General features: G+C 40.9%; 14 protein-coding genes and 2 tRNA genes. 10 read left to right on the top strand and 6 right to left on the bottom strand.

Annotation, left to right across the window (positions count from 1 at the left end; genetic code table 11):
* The first annotated feature begins 153 nt into the window (after nt 1–153).
* The 6 genes from LMH66_RS09360 (at nt 154) to LMH66_RS09335 (ending at nt 7,601) form a co-directional block, all read left to right on the top strand.
* Nucleotides 154–3,006 (top strand): DNA translocase FtsK, encoded by a 2,853-nt coding sequence (locus tag LMH66_RS09360; RefSeq protein ID WP_229369515.1) that lies wholly within the window; start codon nt 154–156, stop codon nt 3,004–3,006.
* Between the two features lie 104 nt (nt 3,007–3,110).
* A complete protein-coding gene (gene lolA / locus LMH66_RS09355; RefSeq protein ID WP_229369512.1) occupies nt 3,111–3,749 on the top strand; it encodes an outer membrane lipoprotein chaperone LolA in 639 nt (212 codons plus the stop codon).
* 8 nt (nt 3,750–3,757) lie between these two features.
* On the top strand, nt 3,758–5,089 hold the full coding sequence (locus tag LMH66_RS09350) for a replication-associated recombination protein A (protein WP_229369511.1): 1,332 nt from the start codon (nt 3,758–3,760) through the stop codon (nt 5,087–5,089).
* Nucleotides 5,082–5,468, top strand: coding sequence for a fluoride efflux transporter CrcB (gene crcB / locus LMH66_RS09345; RefSeq protein ID WP_371997797.1), 387 nt, complete (start codon nt 5,082–5,084; stop codon nt 5,466–5,468). The genes LMH66_RS09350 and crcB overlap by 8 nt, the downstream gene beginning before the upstream one ends.
* 18 nt (nt 5,469–5,486) lie before the next feature.
* Entirely contained in the window at nt 5,487–6,773 is a 1,287-nt protein-coding gene (gene serS / locus LMH66_RS09340) for a serine--tRNA ligase (RefSeq protein ID WP_102526189.1), read from the top strand.
* 147 nt (nt 6,774–6,920) lie between these two features.
* Nucleotides 6,921–7,601 carry a hypothetical protein gene (locus tag LMH66_RS09335; protein WP_229369510.1) on the top strand — a complete coding sequence of 227 codons (681 nt, stop codon included), beginning with the start codon at nt 6,921–6,923 and terminating at the stop codon, nt 7,599–7,601.
* A gap of 166 nt (nt 7,602–7,767) precedes the next feature.
* On the opposite strand, the gene LMH66_RS09330 is transcribed toward LMH66_RS09335, so the two are convergent.
* The 6 genes from LMH66_RS09330 to punR all read right to left on the bottom strand — a co-directional run bounded on the left by LMH66_RS09330 (nt 7,768) and on the right by punR (nt 11,206).
* Entirely contained in the window at nt 7,768–8,106 is a 339-nt protein-coding gene (locus tag LMH66_RS09330) for a TusE/DsrC/DsvC family sulfur relay protein (RefSeq protein ID WP_102526187.1), read from the bottom strand.
* Complete coding sequence (gene tusB / locus LMH66_RS09325) at nt 8,100–8,390, bottom strand: sulfurtransferase complex subunit TusB (protein WP_102526186.1); 291 nt, start codon at nt 8,388–8,390, stop codon at nt 8,100–8,102. The genes LMH66_RS09330 and tusB overlap by 7 nt, the downstream gene beginning before the upstream one ends.
* 2 nt (nt 8,391–8,392) lie before the next feature.
* The gene (gene tusC / locus LMH66_RS09320; protein ID WP_102526185.1) at nt 8,393–8,749 is read right to left on the bottom strand and encodes a sulfurtransferase complex subunit TusC; all 357 of its coding nucleotides are present in this window, start codon (nt 8,747–8,749) and stop codon (nt 8,393–8,395) included.
* Nucleotides 8,750–8,786: 37 nt separating this feature from the next.
* Complete coding sequence (gene tusD / locus LMH66_RS09315) at nt 8,787–9,176, bottom strand: sulfurtransferase complex subunit TusD (protein ID WP_102526184.1); 390 nt, start codon at nt 9,174–9,176, stop codon at nt 8,787–8,789.
* 97 nt (nt 9,177–9,273) lie between these two features.
* Nucleotides 9,274–9,936: a Bax inhibitor-1 family protein gene (locus LMH66_RS09310; protein ID WP_102526183.1), complete on the bottom strand. Its 663-nt coding sequence runs from the start codon at nt 9,934–9,936 to the stop codon at nt 9,274–9,276.
* 367 nt (nt 9,937–10,303) lie between these two features.
* Complete coding sequence (gene punR / locus LMH66_RS09305) at nt 10,304–11,206, bottom strand: DNA-binding transcriptional activator PunR (protein ID WP_102526182.1); 903 nt, start codon at nt 11,204–11,206, stop codon at nt 10,304–10,306.
* 126 nt (nt 11,207–11,332) lie between these two features.
* On the opposite strand from punR, the gene punC reads away from it, so the two are divergent.
* From punC to LMH66_RS09285, 4 genes are all read left to right on the top strand, one after another.
* On the top strand, nt 11,333–12,610 hold the full coding sequence (gene punC / locus LMH66_RS09300; protein ID WP_229369509.1) for a purine nucleoside transporter PunC: 1,278 nt from the start codon (nt 11,333–11,335) through the stop codon (nt 12,608–12,610).
* Between the two features lie 81 nt (nt 12,611–12,691).
* Nucleotides 12,692–12,782: transfer RNA gene (locus tag LMH66_RS09295), tRNA-Ser, on the top strand.
* 650 nt (nt 12,783–13,432) lie between these two features.
* Entirely contained in the window at nt 13,433–15,043 is a 1,611-nt protein-coding gene (locus LMH66_RS09290) for a BCCT family transporter (RefSeq protein ID WP_229369508.1), read from the top strand.
* Between the two features lie 289 nt (nt 15,044–15,332).
* Nucleotides 15,333–15,423: transfer RNA gene (locus LMH66_RS09285), tRNA-Ser, on the top strand.
* The last annotated feature ends 154 nt before the right edge of the window (nt 15,424–15,577 follow it).

The following is a 15,577-nucleotide window of genomic DNA, read 5'->3' as shown; positions in this document are numbered from 1 at the left end:
ATGATTCATGGATAATTAAATTTTGGTTAAGCATCCATCTATCTGAAAACATTAGGTTGAGCTTGGCTTATTGCCATTGCATAATCACTGCAACATCAATGATATTCTGTTATTGTTATCATTCTTCTTAAATTCTTATTCGGGTGTTTTCGTTTGTCTCAGGGAAAAAGTCTTCAAACACTTAGTGGCCTTCAACGCCTTCTCGAAGGTGGATTGATTATATGTTGCATGACAGCAACCTACATTCTTCTTGCGCTCAGCAGTTTTGATCCTAGTGATCCTGGCTGGAGTCAGTCTCATTTCCAAGGTGAAATCAATAATCTTACAGGCGCAGTAGGGGCTTGGACTGCCGATGTGCTGTTTTACTTCTTTGGTTTTATTGCCTATTTAATTCCGGTCATCATTGCGGCCACTGGTTGGTTTATTTTTAATCGCACTCACAAATTATTTGAAATAGATTACTTTTCTGTGGGATTAAGGATCATTGGCTTTATGTTGATGGTGTTGGCATTAGCAGCGCTTGCGAGTATGAATGCCGATGATATGTACGTTTTTTCTGCCGGTGGTGTTGCTGGTGACGTTATTGGCCAAGCCATGTTGCCGTACTTTAACAACCTGGGTACCACATTACTGTTACTGTGCTTTATTGGTGCAGGTTTTACATTAACCACAGGGATCAGTTGGTTAACTGTGATTGAAGCGACAGGCTATGGCACCATATGGTGCGTGAAAAAACTGATCAGTCTTCCAAGTTATTTCAATGGTTCAAATGAAACTGAAGACACGCGTGGCTTTATGTCTGTGGTTGATAAGTTTAAGCAAGGCCGTGACAAAAATAGTGAAGAAGAGGATGTGATTGATGGTGAAGTGCAACCCTCAAATGAACAGCCTTCAATTAAACAGCCTTCAAATATAGAAAAAGCACCGGAACGTCATTATGGCGGCAAGTTAGAACCGCAGTTTGATGTTGTGTCTGACAACACTGACAATCACATAGCAGACGATGAGTACGAAGAAGAGCCTGCCAAACAATCTGTTTTCGCACGAATGAAGTCTAAAATCATTCCGCGCCGTGAAGAATCACAAGATGATGATCAAGATGCTGAAATTGATAGCGAAACTCAAACTCAAACTAGGGTAGAGCCTCAGGTTAGCATTAACAACACCGCAGATGAATCAAGCCAACCATGGGTTGCATCAGGTGATGCGCCAGCAGTTGATTTAACAAATGCTAATCAATTAGATCCGCAGCAAACTAATGACGAAAGTATCGAGTTTGGCGATGAGTTTGAACGCACGACATCTATTGGTGCAACCGTGATGGCTGCGGCAGTTAAAAATCAGCAAAGTGATGACCAACAAAGTGAAAAGCAATTAACTGAGCAGCAGCAAACGAATGCGGCGCAATCTACAGCGCCAGTAGCCTCAGACAAACCGTATATAGCGGAAGGTATCGTGGTAATTCCAGGACAAGAGCCACAGGTTGTTATGAGTCAGCCACGTGTTGCCATGCCGCCTTTACCGAGTATTACCTTACTTGATGTCCCTGATCGAAAAGAAAACCCAATCACAAAAGATGAGTTAGATATTGTTGCTCGCTTAGTGGAAACCAAGTTAGCTGACTTTAACATCGTAGCCAATGTTGTTGGCGTATTCCCAGGTCCTGTTGTTACCCGGTTTGAGTTAGAGCTTGCTCCAGGTGTTAAAGCGTCAAAAATTTCTAATTTGTCTAAAGATTTAGCGCGTTCTTTGCTAGCTGAAAGTGTCCGTGTCGTAGAGGTCATTCCAGGTAAAGCTTATGTGGGTCTTGAGTTACCTAATAAGTTCCGTGAAACCGTGTTTATGCGCGATGTACTTGACAGCAAAACCTTTGAAGAAAGCCAGTCAAATCTATCAATGGTGTTAGGTGAAGATATTGCAGGCGACCCAGTGGTCGTTGATTTAGGCAAAATGCCGCATTTACTGGTTGCGGGTACGACAGGCTCTGGTAAATCAGTTGGTGTGAATGTGATGATCACCAGTATTTTGTATAAGTCGGGACCAGAAGACGTACGCTTCATCATGATTGACCCGAAAATGCTTGAGCTATCAGTTTACGAAGGCATTCCGCATTTATTATGTGAAGTTGTGACCGACATGAAAGAAGCGGCCAATGCACTACGTTGGTGTGTCGGTGAAATGGAACGCCGATATAAGTTAATGTCGGCATTAGGTGTGCGTAATCTTAAGGGCTACAACACCAAGATTAAACTTGCAAAAGAAGCGGGAACACCGATTGTAGACCCGTTATGGAAATCATCTGAAAGCATGGATGAACAAGCACCTGAGTTAGATAAATTACCTTCGATAGTTGTAGTGGTCGATGAATTTGCTGACATGATTATGATTGTCGGCAAAAAAGTAGAAGAATTGATTGCCCGTATTGCCCAAAAAGCACGTGCAGCTGGTATCCATTTAATCTTAGCGACTCAGCGTCCTTCGGTCGATGTGATTACAGGTTTGATTAAAGCGAACGTACCGACTCGTATAGCATTCCAGGTATCTTCACGTATCGATTCACGTACCATTTTAGATCAACAAGGCGCTGAAACCTTGCTAGGCATGGGTGATATGCTTTACTTGCCACCAGGTACCAGTGTGCCTATTCGTGTGCATGGTGCATTTATTGATGATCATGAAGTACATAAAGTGGTTGCCGATTGGCATGCCCGTGGTAAACCGCAATATGTCGAAGAAATTCTTAATGGCGTTAGTGATGGTGAGCAAGTGCTGTTACCTGGTGAAACCGCAGAAACCGATGATGATACTGATCAGTTATATGATGAGGCTGTCGCTTTTGTTACTGAAACCCGCAGAGGCTCTATTTCCAGTGTTCAGCGTAAATTCAAAATCGGTTACAACCGCGCAGCCAGAATTATCGAAATGATGGAGACACAAGGTATTGTCAGCACGCAAGGCCATAATGGTAACCGTGAAGTGTTAGCACCACCGCCACCACGTGGTTAATCAGACAATGCCAGCAAACGTTAAACGAAGTTTAATCTTAGTTTGTTAGGCCTAAATGCTACATTGAAATAACGATTACGCTCTTAGAAGTAGTAGGAAAGAATATGAAAAAATGTGTTGGTTTATTATCAATTATCACGGCGCTGTTTATTACGCCGGTTCACGCTGATGATTCAGCAGAACTACGTGAAAAACTGAAAACATTGGCATCTTTAAAAGCTGACTTTAGCCAAGTCGTTACCGATATTAATGATAAAGTGATTCAGTCAGGCCAGGGCGTTTTTGCCCTTGCTTATCCTAATAAATTCTACTGGCATTTAACTCAGCCGGATGAATCTTTAATTGTTGCTGATGGTCAAGACTTGTGGATATTTAACCCATTTGCTGAAGAAGTCACCGTGATGGACTTTGCTGATGCTGTCGAAGCTTCGCCGATTGCTTTACTTGTTCATAGAGATGAAGAAACTTGGGCGCAATACCATGTTGGTCAAGTAGAGCCTGAGTCAGGAAAAGCCTGTTATATGATTAAACCTAAATCACTCGAAAGCAGTGTAGTTACGGTAAAAGTCTGTTTTGATCACACTCAACTAACCGATTTTAATCTATTGGATGAGCAAGGTAATCACAGTCAGTTCATGTTAACCAATCAAGCCAGTGTGACAGAAGATGAGCAATCATTGTTTGAATTTGTCGTACCGGCAAACGTTGATATAGACGATCAACGTAATAGCCCTGCGCAATAAGGTTTACCGTGTCTAACTTAGGCTTTGATTTCTCACCCGACTTTCGTCCTTTAGCTGCAAGAATGCGCCCGAGGGAAATCAGTGAATACGTTGGTCAAAGCCATTTGCTTGGTGAAGGCCAACCGTTAAGACAAGCCCTTGAAGCCAATCGTGCTCATTCAATGCTCTTATGGGGGCCGCCTGGCACAGGCAAAACCACTCTAGCTGAACTCGTTGCTCATTATGCCAATGCTCACGTTGAGCGGATTTCTGCGGTGACCTCAGGGGTTAAAGAAATTCGCGCTGCGATTGAGCAAGCAAAAGCAGTTGCGCAAAGTCGTGGTCAACGCACATTATTATTTGTTGATGAAGTACATCGATTTAACAAAAGCCAACAAGATGCATTTTTGCCGTTTATTGAAGATGGCACGGTCATTTTTGTTGGTGCAACGACTGAAAACCCATCGTTTGAACTCAATAACGCATTATTATCACGAGCAAGGGTGTATCTCATTAATCGCCTAGATGGTGATGATATTGCTCAAATTATCAATCAAGCATTAACAGACACTGAACGTGGTTTTGGTAAACGCAATTTCGCCATGCCAGATGATGTTATGCAGCAATTAGCAGCCACATCAGATGGTGATGCCCGCAAAGCACTTAACTTATTAGAGTTAATGAGCGACCTAGTCAGTGACAATGGCAGCTTTACCCAAGAGATGCTTACTCAAGTTGCTGGCCATCAGATGGCCGCGTACGATAAAAATGGCGATCAATTTTACGATTTAATTTCAGCAGTGCACAAGTCAGTGCGTGGTTCATCGCCAGATGCTGCGCTGTATTGGTATTGCCGCATTTTAGAAGGCGGCGGCGATCCTTTGTATGTTGCAAGGAGACTGCTTGCGATCGCTTCTGAAGACATTGGTAATGCCGATCCAACTGCAATGAATATTGCCCTCAATGCTTGGGATTGTTTCCACCGAGTAGGGCCTGCAGAAGGTGAACGAGCCATTGCGCAAGCGATTGTTTATTTAGCCAGCGCGCCCAAAAGTAATGCTGTTTATACCGCATTTAAAGCGGCTCGAACACTTGCTAGAGAAACTGGCCATGAGTCAGTACCTGATCATTTACGAAACGCACCGACTCAGCTTATGAAAAACATGGGGCTTGGCGCGGAATACCGCTATGCTCATGATGAACTTGGTGCATTTGCACCCGGTGAAAATTATTTTCCTGAGTCACTGCAGCAAAGCCAGTTTTATTATCCAACTGAACGTGGTTTTGAAAAAAGAATTAAGGATAAGTTGGCCCATTTAGCTGAACTTGACAGAACAAGCGAGGTAAAACGCTATGATTAGCTTGACCAATATCATGTTTGTGGCACTTGGAGGCTCAATTGGTGCAGTTTTTCGCTATGTTATTTCAATTTTAATGCTTCAGCTATTTGGAAGCAGTTTCCCTTTTGGTACACTGTTAGTCAATATATTGGGATCATTCTTGATGGGCATCGTTTATGCCATCGGTCTTGAAACAAGTCACCTAAGCCCAGAAATGAAAGCCATGGTTGGTGTTGGGCTATTGGGCGCGTTAACGACTTTTTCCACGTTTTCCAATGAAACATTATTGCTCATGCAAGAAGGACTCTTCTTAAAAGCAATTCTCAACGTGTTGTTGAATGTCACGCTATGTATTTTCATGGTATATGTCGGCCAGCAGCTAGTAATTTCTCGCATTTAACTATTAAGAATATAAAACATGTTAGATCCAAAATTTTTGCGTAACGAACTTGAAGTCACAGCTGAGCTTTTAGCTAAACGTGGCTTTATCCTTGATGTTAGCCGCCTTACTGCCTTAGAAGAAAAACGTAAGTCGCTACAAGTGGAAACAGAAGAATTACAAGCGTCCCGTAATGCAATCTCTAAATCCATCGGTCAAGCTAAGTCTCGTGGCGAAGATGTCAGTGAAATCATGGCAAAAGTAGGGGATTTAGGTTCTCAACTTGATGCGAAGAAAACTGAACTAGCTGAGTTATTAGCTGAGTTAAATGGTATTGCGATGAGCATGCCTAACTTGCCTGATGATGCAGTACCTGCTGGCGCAGATGAAAATGACAATGTTGAAGTGCGCACATGGGGCGAGCCAACTAAATTTGATTTTGAAGTCAAAGATCATTTAGACCTTGGTGAAGGCTTAGATGGCTTAGATTTTAAAAGCGCAGTTAAAATTACCGGCTCACGCTTTATCGTAATGAAAGGTCAAATTGCGCGTTTAACCCGTGCAGTTGGTCAGTATATGTTAGATCTTCATACTGAAAACCACGGCTATACAGAAATGTATGTGCCGTTATTAGTGAACGAAGAAAGCTTACTGGGTACGGGTCAATTACCAAAATTCGGTGAAGACTTATTCCACACCAAACCAGCGACTGAAGAAGGACAAGGCTTAAGCCTTATCCCTACTGCTGAAGTGCCATTAACCAATATGGTTCGTGACACGATTGTTGAAGAAGCGAATTTGCCTCTTAAAATGACTGCATTAACATCTTGTTTCCGAAGTGAAGCTGGCTCTTACGGTCGTGATACTCGTGGTTTAATTCGCCAGCATCAGTTTGATAAAGTAGAACTTGTTCAAATCGTTAAGCCAGAAGATTCAATGGCAGCACTTGAAGAATTGACTGGTCATGCTGAAAAAGTACTACAAGGTTTAGGTCTTCCATACCGTACTATGATCTTATGTACTGGCGACATGGGCTTTGGCGCTGCTAAAACTTATGATTTAGAAGTATGGTTACCTGCGCAAAACACTTACCGTGAAATTTCTTCTTGTTCAAACATGAAAGATTTCCAAGCACGTCGTATGCAAGCGCGCTACCGCGGTGTTAATGATAAAAAGCCAACGCTTTTACATACACTGAATGGTTCTGGTTTGGCAGTAGGGCGCACAGTGGTAGCGATTCTTGAAAACTACCAAAATGCTGATGGCTCAATTACTATTCCTGAAGCGTTACGTCCGTATATGCGTGGACTTGAAAAGATTGCTTAGTAGATAACGCTAATAGCCATCTACATTGCCAAAGGTTAACAGTCCCTTTGGTAATGGGATAAACAATAAAAACCAAACATCATGTTTGGTTTTTTTATGGCAACAAATCATTTGCTGTTGTCCACAACTTAAAAAGTAAAGATGAAGATGTTAGAAATCGAATATGTCATAGATGAGATGTCGACAAAGATGTATGTCGACAAAACGCATTACTTTAAGTTATCTGATAACCAATGGGTTTTAGCTGGTGACTTGGCGGTTAGTGCAAGTATCATCGCTAGAAGTGGCACTGCAGCATCTATAGTCACAGTGATTGAAATTGACCCAAGGTACCATTATTGTGATGTTAAATTGAGTCATAATCATCATTTCTTTGTCACTAAAAATCCAACTTCAGCACTAGATAAAAACTGTGAAATAGCGCCAACCGATCCCCTTGAATTAATCCCCTATGAGTTAGCCAATAAACCTTCTTACCACCCCAATGGTGAATCAACAGGGCACCATAGCGGCCCGTGGGTTGCGGCGAGACATATTAATAATAAGGGTGAACATATCTTTGGTTGGGGCAGAGCAGATGACGTAATGTGTGCTGAAGATGCAGCGGTCAATGATTTAAAAGCTAAAGTTGGCGGCGATACATTATTGAACCGTAAAAATGTCACCATATCCCATGCATATATTCGTAAATACACTAAAAAAGGCAGGTTAATCAATAAAATGAGCCCTTGTACATATTGCCGTGAAAACTATGGCTCGGCTTTAAATGATAAAACGGTGGGAGAGAGTGACTTAATTAAACCTGGGCGAGATTACCTGCCAGAGTAAAAGTTAGCTTATAGGTAATTGTTTAATTTTAAAACTAATTGTTGTTAGTTTAACTTGCTCTTATCTCAATTTATACAAACCTAAAATCACTAAGCGGTATTAAGCTAATTTATAACCAAATTGAGTAAAGTAAGATAAGAGCAGTGTTTCATTTTCTACTGTAAAATCAGATGCATTTAGCAGGTTTTGGTAACCCAGCTATCTTAGTTGCCTGTTTAGCCGGTCCGACAGGAAAAAGGGTATACAAGTATTTAGAGTTACCTTTATCTGCCCCTAATGACTGACCTATAGCCTTAACCAATACACGTATTGCAGGACTGGTTTTAAACTCTAAGTAAAAATTTCGAACAAAATTAATCACTTCCCAATGTTGTTCGGTGAGTTCAATCTCTTCTGTTGCTGCCAATGTTGGCGCCATTTCTGGCGACCAGTCTGTGTAATTTTTTAAATAACCTTTAGCGTCAACTTCAATGTGTTGACCGTTAAATTCAAATGATTCTACCAAGTGATCACCTTAGTGTGTTGCAATGTAGCCAGTACAAACTGGTCATAATCAATGATTGAGATATTGGCTGATTGAGGTAAACGCTCGCTTAAGCCTCTGGCTTCAATGTCTTCAATTAACACATACAGTTTGAAGTCAGCCAAACGTTGTTGCCATTGAGTATTGAGTAAACAATTTAGCGCATCGTCAGCGAGTAAAATGCTGTCTTGAGCATCAATGTAACGTAAACAAGTGTTAAGGGCGTTATCAGCCGTTACTGAGCTTTGAATATGGTGCAATATCATAGTTAGTAGACCACCACTTCATTTGCCTGCTGAATTAATAGCTGTATCTGTTTAACACTCGCCATTTCAGCTTCAAAATTAAATTCACTTTCTTTTAAACCAAATTGTTTAGCTGATTCTTGGCAAACCAAAACAGTGTCAATATCATATAAACTAAGCGCTTTAAAAGTGGCTAAGTAATCCTTACTGCCGACGAGTTCAGGCTGCTGTTCAGGCAATAAATGTAAAACCGCTTCATCAGTAAATACCACACTGACTTCTTGCTCAAAGCTTGCACTTAACATGGCAAAATCGAGTCCTTCGCGACTAGAAGTATTACCAATCGGGCTATGTCTAAAGATGACACATACTTTTTTCATTAACTGAGTACCTTTGTCTTACCGCTGTATTTAATCATTAGAAACAAATCAATCTATCTGATTGTTCAATACCGGTAACGAGTTCACCGAGTCCGCCCATTGTGAATTTGTCACTGGCGTTGAAAGCATCTTTACGGTTTTCGTTTGCATCCTGTGCCGACAAAACCCCACGCCTTAAGGCAGCAGAAACACAATTAACAAGATGTAGATTATGTTCAGTAGCGAGTTTAGTCCAAGCTCGATGTAAATCATGCTCGTCAGAGGCGGGACAAATTAAAGCGCTACTATTCATCACACCATCTTGATAAAAGAAAACATGACTGACTTGATGACCCAAAGACAAAACGCTTTCAGTAAAACGAAGGGCGCGGAAACTGGCGGTAGAGCCATAAACTGTGCCATTAACTTGGATAATAAATTTATTCATAACAATAAAAAATGGCTCCTGTAAGGGAGCCATTTTAGCGTAGTTAGCTGATTAATCACAAGGTCATAAATAAGTGATTAATACCGATACTCACTGATTAATCATCGTTACCCATGCCTAACAAGTGTAGTAGGGCCATGAATAAGTTAATGAAGTTTAAGAATAATGAGATTGTTGCGCGAATATAGTTTGTTTCGCCACCATTTACGATACGGCTTGTATCATAAAGGATTAAACCAACCATAATCATCGCTACAGCAGCTTGCAGTGCCATAAACATCGCGCCGCTGTTTACAAAGAACATGTTGATTAAAGAAAGACCAATAACCACAAGTAAACCAGCAAATAAGAAACCACCCATAAAGTTAAAGTCTTTCTTAGTGGTGATTGCGTATGCTGATAATGAGATAAAGATGACTGAGGTTAAACCAAAGGCTTGCATAATAAGCTCTGGGCCATTCGCCATACCAACATAATGGTTAAGAATGTAACCTAGTGATGCACCTTGCATACCTGTAAATGCGAAAACCCAAGCTAAACCCGAAGCATTATCGGCTTTTTTCAAGGTAACCATCATGACTACGATACTGCCTAGTGATAGACCGATAGACATGAAAGGACCGATGTTCATCGCCATTGCAACACCAGCCATTACAGCTGCGAATGCTAATGTCATGGACAATAACATGTAAGTGTTTTTAATGAGTTTGTTGGTTTCCATCGTCGTAGCTTGTTGGCCCGACAAAGTTTGTTGATTCATAACAGTCTCCAAGACGTTAAAAAAATGATGTTCCTATATTAGAAAGCTTTGGAACATACTGATAAATTACTAATGACTTAAGTTGATGATACCTGAGCTTTACTACAGCTTAAAGTAATCTTCGTAAACGAATTGCATCAGGAACAATAAATATTGTGTAAATCAGAGAGCTAACTCACCTGATTACCTAAAAAAGGCTTATTAAAAGGCTTATTAAAAGGCAAATTGGATTACGCTAAATCCAATGATAATAATGCCATTGTTAAAAAATTAGCTTAACTGAACATTAAATCTGACATTTGGCTCATTACAATTGAATAACTGGCTTAATTAATTGATAAAAATGAGACATCAGCAAATTCGTCGTTTACGCTAACCACTCTCGATGCAGTTTATCTGTATCACCTAGATAATCTAATACCCATTCCAATGCCGGAGACATCTTTTCTTGGTTCCATGCTAAACAGCAAGGGCTGGCATTCTTTGGGTTCTCAAGTGTTTTAGAAATTAACGAACCTGATTGAATAAACGGTTTAGCAAGGTTCAGCGGCATATAGCCAATACCTGAACCATCCCTGAAACAGTTTATTGCGCGGATCCAGTCTGGCACAACTAAGCGGCGCTGATTATCGAGTAACCATGTCGTGCGTTTTGGGATTTCTCGCGACGTATCTTCAAGACAAATAGAAGGGTACTGACGTAGTTCATCATCTGAAAGCGGTGTTTCAATATCGGCCAGAGGATGATTTTTACTGACCAAGAACGCCCATTCAATGTCGCGCATGTCTTTATATTGAAAAACGCCACCGACAGGGATAGCGGTGGTTGCGCCAATGGCAATGTCACTTCGACCAGTTGCCAATGCTTCCCAAACACCATTGAAGACTTCAATGCGGATGATAAGTTCTACATCGCTAAAGTGGCGGTAGAAGTCGGCAATTAATACGCTGATCCTATCTGCACGGACAATATTATCTAGTGCAATGGACAAAGTAGGCTGCCAGCCATTTGCGACACGCTGAGTACTGCGCTTTAAGTCGTTCATTTCAGCTAGTAGTTCTCTTGCATGTTGCACGAAGTGTTTACCCGGTTCAGTTAAGCTTACACTTCGATGATGCCTTTCAAACAAAATGACACCAAGTTCGTCTTCTATTTGTTTAACGGCATAACTGACGGCTGATGGAACTTTGTGTAATTGATTGGCCGCAGCGGTGAAACTACCGACACGCGCGACTATATCTATCATTTCCAATGCTTGTTCTGAAAGCATGAAGGGCTATCCTTTGCTATGAAAAATTATGAATGCAGTCATCAAAAGTAAACGTTTCACAAAGTTTTTGCAAGTCATTAGACTGCACGCAGTTTTTAATAGTCTCAACTTGGAATACCTTTTTACATGAACAATGCATCATCCATTACCACTAATTCAAAGTCTGCAAATTTGCAGTACTTTATTTTGTTAGGTTACCTCGCTTTACTGAGTATGCTGGGCTTTATTGCTACAGATATGTATTTGCCTGCATTTCAGAATATTGCAGATTCATTTTCTACTAGCTTAAATAATGTGGCCTTTTCATTAACCACCTTTTTGGCAGGCTTAGCGCTAGGACAATTATTATATGGTCCACTAGTTGAAAAAGTAGGTAAGCAAAAAGCATTAATCATCGGTCTTGCATTGTTTGCAGCGGCCAGCGGCGCGATCGTTGCCAGTGAATCAATTGTGATGCTTAATATTGCGCGATTTTTTCAAGCGCTGGGTGCATGTAGTGCTGGCGTGATTTGGCAAGCGATTGTGGTTGAAAAATATGATGCTGAAAAAGCACAGAAAATATTTTCAAACATTATGCCGCTTGTTGCACTTTCACCAGCAGTTGCACCACTGATAGGTGCATCAATTGTCAGTAATTTTGGCTGGCGTGCCGTCTTTATCACATTGGTGATTATTGCATTGTTATTAATTGTATTAACTAAGTGGTTAGTTGCGGCTGAGACCAAGCAAGCGGAAGTACAAGAGAGCATTAGCTACAAGTCGATTTTAAAAAATACGCATTATCTAGGTAATGTGGTCATTTTTGGCGCTTGTTCCGCTGCTTTCTTCAGTTATTTAACGGTTTGGCCAAGTGTAATGATCAAGTACGGTTATGAAGCGCAGGCCATTGGCTTAAGCTTTATTCCTCAAACCATTATGTTCATTGTAGGTGGCTACATGAGCAAGGTGTTGGTGAAAAAGCTTGGCGCACCGACAGCACTTAAGTATGTATTAGCGCTGTTCTTTGTGTGTGTTGCTGCAATCGCTATCGTGACATTAGTTATGAAAATTGAAAGTATTTACCCATTACTGATCTCTTTTTCAATTTTAGCTGCTGGTAACGGTGCAATTTATCCTATCGTAGTGAACAATGCGCTGCAGCAATTCAGTAAAAATGCGACTAAGGCGGCTGGTTTACAGAACTTTATTCAAATTGGTATGGCATTTGGTGCATCGAGTATTGTGGCTCTGTTAGCCCAATATGCTGAAATGACCATTGGTTTAGGGGTGACATTAAGTGCTGTAGGCGTGTATTTGGGCTACTTATTATCAAAGCATGATAACTGGACTTCAGTTAAACAATGTTTTGTAAAGCCAGATCCTGCTCGAATTAGCGCCTATGCTGATAAAAAATCAGCAGAGTGATGCCATCTTAAGCAAACGGTAAGTTTTATGTAAAGTTATGCTTTACAGAAAACGTTGAGGACATTATTATTCTCGGCGTTCGGAGAGATGGCAGAGTGGTCGAATGCACCGGTCTTGAAAACCGGCATGGGTTTGTAGCCCATCTAGGGTTCAAATCCCTATCTCTCCGCCACATTTAGAAAAGCCCGCTAATTTATTAGCGGGCTTTTTGCTATCTAGAATTTAATATATAAAACAACATAGGTTTGTAGTTCATCAATGTAGGGTTCAACTCCTTATCTCTTCGCCATATTAAAGACGAAAGGCTCATCAGATATGATGAGCCTTTTTTCGTTCTTGCGTATTTATAGTTAAACATAGGTTTGTAGTTCATCAATGTAGGGTTCCTCTTTCAAAAATACGCTATCTCTCCGCCATATTTAGAAAAGCCCGCTACTTAAAAGTAGCTGGCTTTTTGCTATCTGGAAATTGAGTGAGTTCGGCAAGAGAATTAAAAGGTTTGTAGCGCATTAACGTGGGTTCCTCTTTCAAAAATACGATATATTTCCGCCATATTTAAGAAAAGTCCGCTATTTATAGTGTGCTTTTTACTCTCTGTATTTGGTCTAATTCTCTGTTCTTTGGCATCCGTGGGCTTACATCAACGTTTAGGTGTAGTCTTTGTGTTAGCATCACAAGCTTGGGATTCAGCTTATAGCCTTTACTCACCTAATATAGTGGGTAGCACATGAGTTTTACTGGTGCGGTTAGCTAATCAACTATATAAGCAAAATGGAGTTGTCTTTTGTATTCGTGAAACCGGATATGCGAACATCATAATTTATGAGTTTTAAATCAAACAAATACAGCATTGAATCTACAGATTATCAAATCGGACAGGATAATGTGACTAAATTGGGCATGGATGTTCACAACACAGTTTTTACCGCTTCAGTCGGGCTCTCTCTTCTCTTCATCATCACTTTATTAGCACTTTCCCCAGCGGATGCCAAAGCTGCGATCGATTCAGTAAAAGGCGCAGTACTATCTAATTTCGATTTCCTTTTCATGTGGGGCGCAAACATAATGCTGCTGCTTGCAGTTGTTATTGCGTTTTCACCTTTAGGGAAAATTCGTTTAGGTGGTGATAAAGCCAAGGCTGATTATTCCTTGGTATCCTGGATAGCCATGTTATTTGCTGCTGGTATGGGCATAGGCTTGATCTTTTGGGGTGTGGCTGAGCCAACTGCATTTTATACCAACTGGTTTGGCACCCCGTTAAATGTTGACCCATTTACCCCTGAAGGACGTGAAGTGTCATTAGGGGCGACTGTTTTTCACTGGGGTTTTCATGCGTGGGCCATTTATGGCATGACAGCGCTTTGTCTTGCTTATTTTGTTTATAACAAAGGTCTGCCTTTATCGATGCGCTCGGTGTTCTATCCGTTACTAGGCGATAAAGTTTGGGGCAAAACAGGGGATGTCATTGATGTATTAACTGTGCTGGTGACTCTGTTTGGTTTAGCTACTTCGCTCGGTTTAGGCGGAACTCAAGCTGCAAGTGGTATCAGCCATGTGTTTGGCCTTGAAAATAATCTCTTTCTTCAGCAATTCATTATTATGTTGATCATGGGATTAGCCATAGTCTCTGTACTTAGAGGGATGAATGGAGGTATAAAATTTTTAAGTAACCTTAATATGGTTATTGCCTTTGTCTTTATTATCTTTATTGCCGTGCTGAATTTCACAACGGTACTAGATTCAGTCGCTACCGCACTTACTGGTTACGTTAAAAATATCATTCCTTTGAGTCAATCTTCTGGTCGAGAAGATACCACATGGTTACATGGTTGGACCGTTTTCTACTGGGCCTGGTGGGTCGCTTATGCTCCTTTCTTTGGTATGTTCGTGGCGCGTATATCTAAGGGGCGCACTATTCGTCAGTTCCTTTTATGTGTATTGATAATACCAACAGCGGTGACATCAGCGTGGATGTCTATTTTTGGCGGTATCGCAATTCAACAAGTGATTGATAAAGTGGGGCAGTTAGGTATAGATCAAGGTATTGCTGACGTATCTTTGAGTTTGTTCTACATGTTAGAAGCTTACCCACTCGGAAATATATTATCGCTTATCGCAATCGCACTAATTATTGTTTTCTTTGTGACGACATTAGATTCAGGCTCAATTGTGATTGATGGCATGACTGCAGGTGGTAAGTTAGAAGTGCCTGATCGACAGAAAGTTGTTTGGGTCTTTATTTCTGGTGCCATTGCTATGGTAATGCTGTGGATTGGTGGTACTCAATCAATTCAAGCTCTACAGTCGATAACAATTATTGCTGCACTGCCATTTACTATTATCTTACTTTTAGCTTGCTTCAGTTTGATCAAAGGATTATTGACTGAAACTGATCGAAACAAGCAGATCGATAATGTCAAAGAAGCAGCCTAAAACTGTCAAGCCTTTTGGTTTAAGTCTATTGGTTTCAGCCTTTTGGTTTAAGCCAATTGGGTTTGAGTAGATTTGGCTTGAGCTGTTTTTACTTGAGTAGATAGGTTTAAGTATGAGAACCAATTAAATGACTTAGTGTTAATAAAACACATTTACTGGTTTTAACGTACGCCATGTGGTGTAAACCGTTAAAAAAACAACATGGTGATGTTATGTTGAGCAAACGAGTCATTTAATTGAATTTATCACTTTACAGTGAACCCCGAGGACATTATTATTCTTGGCGTTCGGAGAGATGGCAGAGTGGTCGAATGCACCGGTCTTGAAAACCGGCATGGGTTTGTAGCCCATCTAGGGTTCAAATCCCTATCTCTCCGCCATATTTAAAGAAGCCCGTTACTGCAAAGTAACGGGCTTTTTGCTATGTGGAAATTGAGTGAGTTCGGCAAGAGAATTAAAAGGTTTGTAGCGCATCAGTGTAGGGTTCAAATCCCTATCTCTCCGCCATATTTAAAGAAGCCCGTTACTGCAAAG

It is taken from the genome of Shewanella sp. 10N.7 (assembly GCF_020806285.1).
GTDB lineage: Bacteria > Pseudomonadota > Gammaproteobacteria > Enterobacterales > Shewanellaceae > Shewanella > Shewanella electrodiphila.
This window is presented reverse-complemented; position numbering and strand designations above follow the sequence as displayed.